The organism is Mycobacterium talmoniae (assembly GCF_001854525.1).
GTDB lineage: Bacteria > Actinomycetota > Actinomycetes > Mycobacteriales > Mycobacteriaceae > Mycobacterium > Mycobacterium talmoniae.
In genome coordinates, this window is the sequence record NZ_MLQM01000012.1 from 1 (window position 1) to 11,271 (window position 11,271).

Sequence of the window (11,271 nt, forward strand, 5' to 3'; positions counted from 1 at the left end):
GTCAATACCCATGTTGCGCAGCAGGTCCCGCCGCTGCGGGCTACCCGCGGTGGCGTAGATCTCCGCCCCCGCCGCGCGGGCGATCGCGATGGCCGCCTGCCCCACCCCGCCGGTCGCGGAGTGGATCAACACCTTGTCGCGCGCGGAGATCCGGGCCAAGTCGTGCAGGCCGTACCACGCGGTGGCGTGCGCGCTGGGCACGGCGGCCGCCCGGTCTTCGGGTATCCCGTCGGGCAGCCGGACCGCCAAGTTCGCGTCACAGGTGACAAACGTGCTCCAGGCGCCGGTCGCGCAGATGCCGGCCACCCGGTCCCCGACCTGGTGATCGGTGATTCCCGGCCCGACCGCCGTCACCACGCCGGCGAAGTCGGCACCCAGCTGCGGCAGCCGCCCCTCGAAGCTCGGATACCGGCCGTAGGCGACCAGCACGTCGGCGAAGTTGAGGTTGGAGGCGGTGACCGCGACCTCGATCTGGCCCGGTCCCGGCGGCACCCGGGTGAACGCGGTGCATTCCAGGGATTGCAGGTCCCCCGGGGTGCGCACCTGCAGTCGCATCCCGTCACGCTGGTGGTCGACGACGGTGGTGTGCCGCTCGTCGGGACGTAAGGGGCTCAGGTTCAGCCGCGCGACAAACCAGCGGTCGCCCCGCCAGGCGGTCTCGTCCTCGTCCGATCCGGACAGCAATTGCGCCACCAGTTGCGCGGTGTCAAGGGCGTCATCGCCGTCGATCTGGGTGGCGCGCAGCGCCGGATGCTCGATCCCGATCACCCGCATCAGCCCGCGTAGCCCGGCCTGCTCCAGGTTGGCCACGTCACCGGCCAGCACGGTCTGGGTGTTGCGGGTCAGCACGAACAGCCGCGCCGGCCCGCCAGGGGTTTCCGCGACCTCGCGGGCGATGTGGGTCAGCTGGCTCACGGCCAGCTGACCCCGAACCGGGGTCGTGTCCTCGGCGGCGCTGTCGTCCGGTGCGGTCACGACCACCACACCGGTGAACGCGGTCGTGGCAAGTTCGCGCCGCAGCCGGTCGGCGGCCGCGGCGTGGTCAGCGCGCTGCGGCCAAACCATCGTGGTGACCTCGGCGTCATTGCGTTTCAACTCGTCGGCCACCGAGGTGGCCACCAGGTCCGCACTGTCGGAGCTGCCGATCACCAGCCAGGCCCCCGCGTCGGCGCCGCTGGCCTGGGGCGGCTCCTGCTGCCGCCAGTCCACCGTCAGCAGCCGCTCGTTGAGCACCCGAGCCCGGCGCCCGCTGGCCGAGGCGCCGCTGCCCAGCCGCAGCCCGGTCACCGTCAGCAGGACCGCCCCGGTCGCATCCAAGACCTCGAGGTCGGCGTCGACTTCGGTGGGGCTGATGCTGGTCAGCCTGGCGTAGCAGTAGTGGGCGTTGCGGGTGGAGGCCACGGCCCGCAGCCGACCCACCCCCAGCGGCAACAACAACTCGCCGGAGCTGTCGCCGCTCAGCTCGGGGTGCGCCGCGACGGCCTGAAAGCAGGCGTCCAACAGCCCGGGGTGGACCGTGTAGGCGCGTTGCTGTGACCGGATGGAGCCGGGCAGGGCGACCTCGGCCAGCACGGTGTCCGCGGCAGCGTCGGGGGTGTGGGCGGCGACCAGGCCGGCGAACGCGGGGGCGTACCCGATCCCGCGCTGGGCGAAGAACCCACGCATCTCGGCGCCGTCGACCCGATGGGGGTGGGCGGCAAGCAGTTCCGCGATGTCGTAGGGCGGTGGCGGGCCGTCGTCGTCGACCGGGTGCAGCACCGCGGCGGCGCGCCGGGTCACGACGCTGTCCTGATGGGTCTCGACGGCGAAGTCGACGACACCCGTAGCCGTCACCGCGGCGGTGGCCGAAACCGGCGTTCGGTCCTCCAGCAAGAGCATCTGGTCAAAGGTGATGTCCCGCACCTCGGCTGGTTCACCGAACACGGTGCGCGCCGCTGTCAGCGCCATCTCGCAGTAGGCCGCCGCGGGCAGCGCGGCCACCTGGTGCACCTGGTGGTCGGCCAGCCACGGCTGCGCGGTCGTGCCGACATCGGTTTGCCACACGTGCCGTTCCGGCTCCTCCGGCAGGTGCACATGGGCACCGAGCAGCGGATGGACGGCGACGATGGCGCCGCCGTGCGCGTGCTCGGGATCGTCCGGGATCAGCATCAGCGGGACATGGGTCCAGGTCGGCAGCGGCGCGTCCACCAGCCGCCCGGCGGGATACAGCGCGGCGAAGTCCACCGCCGCCCCGGCGCTGTGTAGGTCGGCCACAAAGCCGCGCAGCCCGTCCGGCAGCTCCACCCCGCGCCGCATGCTGGCCAGTGCGGCCAGCCGGAGGTCGAGCGCCTGGGCCGTCTGGTCGACGGCGTGGGTCAGCAGCGGGTGCGGCGCCAGCTCCCCGAACACATGGTGGCCGTCTTCCATCGCCGCCTGCACGGCCGCCGAAAACCGCACCGTGTGGCGCAGGTTGTCGACCCAGTAGTAGGCGTCGAAGTCGGCCGGGTCGCGCGGGTCGTACAGGGTGGCCGAGTAGTACGGCACCGTTGGCTCCGTCGGCGCGAGATCGGCCAGCGCGTCGGTGAGCTCGTCGAGAATCGGGTCGACCTGCGGCGAGTGGGACGCGACGTCCACGGCGACCTCGCGCGCCATCAGCCCGCGCTGCTCCCACTCCGCGACCAAAGCGCGGATCGACTCCGTCGCACCGCCGACGACCGTCGACTGCGGCGACGCGACGACCGAGAGCACGACGTCGGTCACGCCGCGGGCAGCCAGTTCCGAAAGAACCTGCTGCGCAGGCAGTTCCACCGATGCCATGGCGCCGGATCCGGCGATGCCGGCCATCAGCCGGGAGCGGCGGCAGATCACCGCCACCCCGTCGGCCAGCGTCAGCGCCTCGGCGACGACCGCCGCGGCGACCTCGCCCATCGAATGCCCGATGACCGCTCCCGGCGTGACGCCGTAGGACTTCAGCGTTGCCGCCAACGCGACCTGCATGGCGAACACCGTGGGCTGCACCCGATCGATCCCGGTGACGGTTTCGGGTGCCGACATCGCCGCGGTGACCGAGAAACCGGACTCCGCGGCGATCAGCGGCTCCAGCGCGGCCACGGTCGCGGCGAACACCGGTTCGCCGGCCAGCAGCTGTGCTCCCATCCCGGCCCACTGCGAGCCCTGACCGGAAAACACCCAGACCGGGCCCCGGTCGCCGTGGGCCACCGCGTCCTGATAGGGGGTGTCACCGTCCGCGACCTCGCGCAGCGCCGCGACCAGCTGCGGGGCGTCGCCGGCGAGCACCACGGTGCGGACCGGGCGGTGCGCCCGCCGACGCGCCAGCGTGTAGGCCAGGTCTTCGATCACCAGCTCGTCGGCGCGGCTGTCCACCCAGTCGGCCAACCGGCGCGCGGTGCGGCGCAGCTCGTCGGCGGAGGTGGAGGACAGCGGGAACAGCAGCGACTCGGCGGCCCGGGTGGGGCCCGGCCGCTCTTGTTCGGCGGTGGGCGCCTGCTCCAGGATGGCGTGCACGTTGGTGCCGGATAGGCCGTAGGACGATACCGCCGCTCGCCGCGGCCCGGCGACGTCCCCGGGCCAGTCGGTGGTGGCCTGCGGCACAAACAGTTTGGTGCTGATGCGCGCCATCTCGTCGGGCATCCGGGTGAAATGCAGGTTCCGCGGCACCGCGGCATGTTGCAGCGCGAGAACCGTTTTGATCAGTCCCACCACGCCGGACGCCGACTGCGCGTGGCCAAAGTTGGTCTTCGCCGATCCCAGCGCGCAGGGATGGTCGATTCCATAGACTTCCGCCAGGCTCGCGTACTCGATGGGGTCGCCCACCGGGGTGCCGGTGCCGTGGGCCTCCACCATGCCGACGGTGGTCGGGTCGACGGCGGCGGCGTCGAGCGCCGCCCGATACACCGCGACCTGGGCGTCCCGGGATGGTGTCGCGATGTTCACGGTGTGGCCGTCCTGGTTGGCGGCGCTACCGCGGACCACCGCCAAGACCCGGTCCCCGTCCCGCTGCGCGTCGTCCAAGCGTTTGAGCAGCAGCATGACCGAGGCTTCGCCGGGCACGAAGCCGTCGGCGGCGACGTCGAAGGCGTGGCAGCGGCCGGTGCCCGAGAGCATGCCCTGCGCCGACCCGGAGGACATTTTGCGGGGTTCCAGCATGATCGAGGCACCGCCGACCAGCGCGAGGTCGCTTTCCCCGTCGTGCAGGCTGCGGCAGCCCATGTGCACGGCCAGCAGGCTCGACGAGCAGGCCGAGTCGGCGGTGTAGGCCGGACCGTGCAGTCCCAGCGCGTAGGCGATCCGCCCCGAGGCCAGGCTGAAGTTGTTGCCGGTGAACCCGTAGGGGCCTTCGATGGCGTGCGCATCGGCAGCCACCAGTTGGTAGTCGCCGTGGGTCAATCCGATGAACACCCCGGTCCGCGATCCGGCCAGCCGCGCCGGCTCGATACCGGCGTGCTCGACCGCCTCCCACGCGGTTTCCAGCAACAGACGGTGCTGCGGGTCGGTTGCGATCGCTTCGCGCTCGCTGATGCCGAAGAACGCGGGATCGAAGCCGGCGATATCGTCGAGGAACGCGCCCCAGCGCGACACCGACCGGCCCGGCACCCCGGGCTCCGGATCGTAATACTCGTCGGCGTCCCAGCGCTCAATTGGAATCTCGGTGACGAAATCGTCGCCACGGTCCAGCGCTTCCCACAGCTGCTCGGGGGAGTCGATCCCGCCCGGGAGGCGGCACGCCATACCGATGACCGCAACGGGAGCAGCATGCGGTTTGCCCAAGACCAAATCTCCTCATCCCTTGCTCGGCAGTAAGCGAGCATGAGTCCACTTACGGCGCAGGGAAAGGGTGTCCCCGCATAGCGGCCGATGCTAGCACCGCAGTCCAACAAATTGGACCTTTGCTCCGGAACTACGGATGAAGCCACGGGAATGCAGTCATGAGCAGGGCAGACCGAGGTTCATAGCGAACCCATTGGATCAATGGGCCAAATATTCGGATATTGTTACATGCATGTATCCCGATGACACCGGCAAAGACCTCGCCGTGGTGCTGTCATATCTGGCTGGCCGGACACTCAGCAGAGAAGAGATCTGGACGGCGATGAACCTGCGCCGCTCCACCTACTACGACCAGTTGGATAAGGGAACGCTGATCACAGCGGATAACCTGCGCAAGGCCGCGACCAACCTGGGCATCAACCGCGCCGAGCTGTTGACCCGGTACCGGCTGCTCGACCCGGAAGAAATCACCGCGCTGGCCGAGGAGATCGAGGGACTGCGCTCGGCGCCGGCCGGATCCGCGACCACCGACGTCATCGTCGGCGCACCGCGGCGCAAGAAGTTGTCCGAGATGCGGCCCCGCACCGATGCGCCGCCCGTGTAACGTGACACAAGTCACCGCTCGTGTAAGGTGACACAAGTCATGGGGGGCTGAGCACTTAAGGGCAGGCTTCGTCTATGGCAGTTACCGCGCTGATCGGGTTCACCATCGCGGCCATTGCATGGAGTCTGTGGATCCGGCGGGTGACCTGGCGGTCCCGGTGGGAGGTCGCCGCCACCGTCAACGTCGCCCTACAGGGGTGCGCGGTGGTGCTGGCGTCGCCGATCGCCTCCGAGACGATCGGTACCTTCCTGCACCGGCTGACCGGCCGCTGGAATCTGGAGGACTTCCTCGCCCACGACTGCTTCATCGTCGCGGCCACCGCCATCATCTACCACGCGCTGGGCCGGCTCGCCGACGACGACACCATGCAGGAGTCATTTCGCCAGTTTGTGGAGCGCCCCGCCACGATATGCATCCCGGTGCTGCTGATCACCTTCTCGTTGAGCAACGCCGCCCAGACCTATCGGCCCGATTTCTTCCAGCTGACCACCGACGGGTGGCTCAGCCTGTATTGGGTGCTGCTGGCCGCCATGCTGATCTACCTGCTCGGCTACGCGTCGCGGGCGCTACTGATCCTGCGCAAAGACCCCCGGTCGCGGCGCGTCGCCAACATCTACGTTCTCGGCGCGACCAGCGCGATCCTGGCCTGTGTGGTCCGCGCCGTCACCGCCGTCGACAAGCAGATCCAGGCCGTGGAGGGCGGGCGGCTGGTCTGGCTGTTCGCCTGTATCGCCGGCTCGATCTGCGCGGTGGCGTCGGCGCAGGCGTGGCGACAGAAGATGCGGTGGTTCCAGCGGCCCCGGGTGCAGCTGTAAACGGTTGACCCGCCACACGCGTCTTTCGGTGTAAGCACCCCGCCGATTATCCTGCTAGCCTGGCTAACGACCAGCGACTCGGCTCGATGTCGTCGATGTCTGGGTTCGACGGCCCACTAGTTGGAAGGTGTCCAAGCATGGTGACAATCTCATTGACCAGGCTGGCCGTCGCGGTTGGCGGCTTGGCAGTGTCCTTGACCGCCGGCGCCGGGATCGCATCGGCGGACCCCGATCTGGGTCCGATCATCAACACGACCTGCAACTACTCGCAGGTGGTGTCCGCCATCAACGCGCAAGACCCGAACGCGGCCGCGCAACTCAACGCGTCACCGATGGCCCAGGGCTATCTGCGCCGGTTCCTCGCCTCGCCGCCCGACCAGCGGCAACGGATGGCCCAGCAGGTGCAGGCCATGCCCGAGGCGCAGCAGTACTTCGGGCTTGTCCAGCAGGTCGCCGGCTCCTGTAACAACTACTGAGCGGACCGGGCGGGCCCCTAGCCGGCGGCTTCGCCCGGTTCCGGGTACGGCGCTCCGAAGTCGGCCACCGGCGTGAACCCGTGTTTGCGGGCGTCGGCGGCGCCCCGGCGCAACAGCGCGCCGGTTGCGACGAACCCGGCATGGTCGGCCAACACGAACGGCGTGAGCAGCCGGTTGTGCACGAAGCCGAACGCCAGCCCGGTGGCCGGATCCGCCCAGCCCAGCGAGCCGCCCAGCCCGACGTGGCCGAAGCCGGGCAGCACCCCGGGCACCGGCACCGCGTGGTAGCCCAGATGGAACGCCAGCGGCATGACCATATTGCGGTCCAGCCGCAGGCTGCGCCGACCGGTCAGCCCGGCCACCAGTTCCGGGGACAGGAACTGGATGCCGTCGATGGCGCCGCCGTTGGCGATCGCGCCGTACATCCGGGCCAGCCCCCGGGCGGTCGCTACCCCGTTGGCCGCCGGGATTTCGGCGTCCAACAGCGGAATGTCGCCTTGCACCACGGCTCTCATCCCGGGAAAGTACGTGGCGCCGAAGATGCCGGACAGCGGCAGCGCGGCGATCCGCGGTGCCAGCGAGTTGAACACCGGGTTGGCCAGGGTGCCTTGCGGCGTGATGATCTGCGCCACCCGGGTGGGCGCGTCGACCGGGGGCCGGCCCAAATGCAGGCCGTCGGTGCCCAACGGGGCCGCGACCTCGTCGCGGATCAGCTCCCGCATGCCCAGCCTGGTGACGGCGCGCGCCAGCCCCGACAGCAGCCACCCGAAGGTCAACGCGTGATAGGCGGGTTTGCCCAGCAGCCGCCCGGGTGGGGCCGCCGCGAGCCGCTGCTCCATCGCCACGTGGTCCAGCAAGTCCGCCTTGCTGACGCCGTGCAGTTCGGACAGCCCGGCCCGATGCCGCAGCATCTCGCGCACGGTGAGGGTGTCTTTGCCGTGGACACCGAACTCGGGCCAGTAGTGCGCGACCGGCGCGTCGTAGTCGATCAGCCCGCGGTCGACCAGTCGGTGGATGACCGTGGCGGCCACGCCCTTGGTCGCCGAAAAGACCATGGTGCCGGTGTCGGCCGACCATGGGACCTCGCCGCGGCGGTCCGAGAAGCCCGTCCACACATCAACGACGGGCTCACCGTCCAGATATACGGCCAGTGCCCCACCGCCGAAGCGGCGCCCGGGGAACAGGGCGGCGAAGCTGCGCACCGCGCAGGCGAAGTGGGGATCCGCCGCACCGCGTACGCCGCGGGGCAGGTCCAGGTGGCGCTCTGCAAGGCGTCGTTGCCTCATGATTTCGAATCTACCTGCCTGGTTCGCAAACAAAACTGACGTTACCTAACTGTTAGCCTGATGCGACGTTGAGGATTTGCTGAGCGGCCAGTGCCGGCGTCAGCTCCCCGTCCCGAACCTGCCGTTCCAGCTCGGCGCGGATCTGGCGCACCGCGGGATGGGACAGCACCCGGTCCAGCACGGTGTCGCGGACCATCTGCCAGGTCCAGTCGACTTGCTGGGCCCGGCGGCGCGCCTCGAATTCGCCGGCCTCGGTCAGCACCCGACGATGCCGTTCGACGGTGTCCCACATCTCCGGCAGCCCGGTTCCTTCGAGCGCGCTCATGGTCAGAACCGGTGGCCGCCACAGGGTTTCGCGCGGATAGATCAGCCGGATCGCGCCGGCGAGTTCCCGGGCCGCCGCCCGGGCCTCGGCCAGGTGCGCCCCGTCGGCCTTGTTCACCACGACGACGTCGGCCAGTTCCAGGACACCCTTTTTGATGCCCTGCAACTGGTCGCCGGTGCGGGCCAGGGTCAAAAAGACGAAGGTGTCCACCATTTGGGCCACCGTCACCTCGGATTGCCCGACGCCGACCGTCTCCACCAGGATCACGTCGAAGCCGGCGGCCTCCAGCAACACGATGGTTTCCCGGGTGGCCTTGGCCACCCCGCCCAGGGTGCCCGAGGTCGGCGACGGGCGGATGTAGGCGTCCGGATGGACGGCCAGGCGCGGCATTCGGGTCTTATCGCCCAGGATCGAGCCGCCGGTGCGGCTCGAGGAGGGATCCACCGCCAGCACCGCGACCCGGTGCCCCTGCTCGATCAGATACATGCCGAGCGCCTCGATGGTGGTCGACTTGCCCACCCCGGGCACCCCGGTGATACCCACGTGGTGGGCGTTGCCGGCCTGCGGCATCAGCTCCAACAGCAGCTGCTGGGCCTGCTCGCGATGGTCGGCGCGGGTGGACTCGACCAGCGTGATGGCGCGCGGCAGCGCCGAACGGTCCCCGCTGCGCACCGCCGCCGCCAACTCTTCGACGGTGTTGTCCTTCGCGGTCATCTACTGCAGGTGGTAGCCGAGGCGATCGGCGAGCTTCTCCAGCAATCCGATCGCGGCGTCGGCGATGACCGTGCCGGGCGGGAAGATCGCGGTCGCGCCGGCGGCGTACAGCTCGTCGAAGTCACCGGGCGGGATCACCCCACCCACCACGATCATGATGTCGGGCCGGCCGACCTCGGCCAGCGCGTCGCGCAGCGCGGGTACCAGGGTCAGGTGTCCGGCCGCCAGCGAGGACACCCCGACCACGTGCACGTCGTTGTCGGCGGCCTGGCGGGCCACCTCGTCCGGGGTGGAGAACAGCGAGCCCACGTCGACGTCGAATCCGATGTCGGCGAACGCGGTCGCGATCACCTTCTGGCCGCGGTCGTGCCCGTCCTGGCCCATCTTGGCGACCAGGATGCGGGGTCGGCGGCCGTCGGCTTCGGCGAACTTCTCGACCAATTCGGTGGCGCTGGCGATGTTGCTGCCCTTCCCGACTTCGTCGCGGTAGACCCCGGCGATGGTACGGATCTCCGCCTGATGACGACCGTAAACCTTCTCCAACGCGTCGGAGATCTCCCCCAGGGTGGCCTTGGCCCGGGCCGCGTTGATGGCCAGCGCCATCAAGTTATTGCCTAATCCGTCGTCCCCGGCCGGGCCGGTGGCCGCGGCCGCGCGGGTCAGCTCGGCCAACGCGGCCTCGCAGGCGCCCTGATCCCGCTCGGCGCGCAGCTGCTCGAGTTTGGCCAGCTGCTCGGCGCGCACCCGGCTGTTCTCGACCTTGAGCACCTCGACCTCGTGGTCTTCGTCGACCTGATACTTGTTGACCCCGATCAGCGGTTGGCGCCCGGAGTCGATGCGTGCCTGGGTGCGGGCGGCGGCCTCCTCGATGCGCAGCTTGGGGATGCCGTCGTTGATGGCCTGCGCCATCCCGCCGTGCTCGGTGACCTCGGCGATGTGCGCCCGGGCCCGCTGCGCCAACTGGTGGGTCAGCCACTCCACGTAGTACGAACCGCCCCAGGGGTCGATCGGCCGGGTGGTGCCCGACTCCTGCTGCAGCAGCAGCTGGGTGTTGCGGGCGATGCGCGCGGAGAAGTCGGTGGGCAGCGCCAGCGCCTCATCCAGCGCGTTGGTGTGCAGCGACTGGGTGTGGCCCTGGGTGGCGGCCATCGCCTCGATGCAGGTGCGGGCCACGTTGTTGTAGACGTCCTGGGCGGTCAACGACCAGCCCGAGGTCTGCGAATGGGTGCGCAGCGACAGCGATTTCGCGCTTTTGGGGTTGAACTGGGCGACCAGCTCGCTCCACAGCAGCCGGCCGGCGCGCAGCTTGGCGACCTCCATGAAGAAGTTCATCCCGATGCCCCAGAAGAACGACAACCGCGGGGCGAACTTGTCGATGTCCAGGCCGGCGTCCAGGCCCGCCTTGATGTAGTCCACCCCGTCGGCCAGCGTGTAGGCCAGCTCCAAATCCGCGGTGGCGCCGGCTTCCTGGATGTGGTAGCCGGAGATCGAGATCGAGTTGAACTTCGGCATCTTGGCGCTGGTGTAGGCGAAGATGTCGGAGATGATCCGCATCGACGGCTTGGGCGGATAGATGTAGGTGTTGCGCACCATGAACTCTTTGAGGATGTCGTTCTGGATGGTGCCGGCCAGCTTCTCCGGCGGCACCCCCTGCTCCTCGGCGGCCACCACATACAACGCCAGGATCGGCAGCACCGCGCCGTTCATCGTCATCGACACGCTGACCGCGCTCAGGTCGATCCCGTCGAAGAGCTGCCGCATGTCCAGGATGGAGTCGATGGCCACCCCGGCCATTCCGACGTCGCCCTGCACCCGGGGGTGATCGGAGTCGTAGCCGCGGTGGGTGGCCAAATCGAACGCCACCGACAGACCCTTCTGCCCGGCGGCCAGGTTGCGCCGGTAGAACGCGTTGGATTCGGCGGCGGTGGAGAACCCCGCGTACTGGCGGATGGTCCAGGGCTGGTTGACGTACATCGTCGGGTAGGGCCCCCGGATGAACGGCGACTCCCCCGGAAAACTGTCCAACGGATAGCCATCGGCGACGACCGCGTCCCGGTCGGCGGCGATGTACACCGGTTTGACGACAATGCCTTCGGGGGTGTGCCAGTCCAGTTGGTCGGGGGTGTAGCCGTGCGCGGACGCGGCGGCGGCGACGTGATCGGCGACGGCCGCCTCGGTGGCCGGCTCGGGTGCCCGGCCAGTGCGCAGCGGGACGTCGGCGAAATTGGGTACCGCGGTGGCGGTTTGCGCGGCCGGCTGGCCGGCGACATCGTTGACGGTCATC

At 69.5% G+C, this 11,271-nt stretch carries 7 protein-coding genes; 3 read left to right on the plus strand and 4 right to left on the minus strand.

Annotated elements, in window-relative coordinates; translation table 11 throughout:
* Window positions 1-4,728, minus strand: a 4,728-nt coding sequence (gene pks2 / locus BKN37_RS04265; RefSeq protein WP_071022063.1) for a sulfolipid-1 biosynthesis phthioceranic/hydroxyphthioceranic acid synthase, incomplete at its 3' end; no start/stop codon positions are given.
* 271 nt (window positions 4,729-4,999) lie between these two features.
* Here pks2 and BKN37_RS04270 point away from each other — a divergent pair.
* The 3 genes from BKN37_RS04270 (at window position 5,000) to BKN37_RS04280 (ending at window position 6,662) form a co-directional block, all read left to right on the plus strand.
* Window positions 5,000-5,371 carry a hypothetical protein gene (locus tag BKN37_RS04270; RefSeq protein ID WP_071022067.1) on the plus strand — a complete coding sequence of 124 codons (372 nt, stop codon included), beginning with the start codon at window positions 5,000-5,002 and terminating at the stop codon, window positions 5,369-5,371.
* A 74-nt stretch (window positions 5,372-5,445) separates the two neighbouring features.
* Window positions 5,446-6,186 (plus strand): hypothetical protein, encoded by a 741-nt coding sequence (locus BKN37_RS04275; RefSeq protein ID WP_071022071.1) that lies wholly within the window; start codon window positions 5,446-5,448, stop codon window positions 6,184-6,186.
* A 137-nt stretch (window positions 6,187-6,323) separates the two neighbouring features.
* Window positions 6,324-6,662: a hemophore-related protein gene (locus BKN37_RS04280; protein WP_423212757.1), complete on the plus strand. Its 339-nt coding sequence runs from the start codon at window positions 6,324-6,326 to the stop codon at window positions 6,660-6,662.
* 17 nt (window positions 6,663-6,679) lie between these two features.
* On the opposite strand, the gene lipL is transcribed toward BKN37_RS04280, so the two are convergent.
* The 3 genes from lipL to scpA are packed head-to-tail and all read right to left on the minus strand — an operon-like array spanning window position 6,680 to window position 11,270.
* Window positions 6,680-7,948: an esterase/beta-lactamase LipL gene (gene lipL, locus BKN37_RS04285; protein WP_071022074.1), complete on the minus strand. Its 1,269-nt coding sequence runs from the start codon at window positions 7,946-7,948 to the stop codon at window positions 6,680-6,682.
* A gap of 52 nt (window positions 7,949-8,000) precedes the next feature.
* Complete coding sequence (gene meaB / locus BKN37_RS04290; protein WP_071022078.1) at window positions 8,001-8,987, minus strand: methylmalonyl Co-A mutase-associated GTPase MeaB; 987 nt, start codon at window positions 8,985-8,987, stop codon at window positions 8,001-8,003.
* Complete coding sequence (gene scpA, locus BKN37_RS04295) at window positions 8,988-11,270, minus strand: methylmalonyl-CoA mutase (protein ID WP_071022083.1); 2,283 nt, start codon at window positions 11,268-11,270, stop codon at window positions 8,988-8,990.
* Between the last annotated feature and the right edge of the window lies 1 nt (window position 11,271).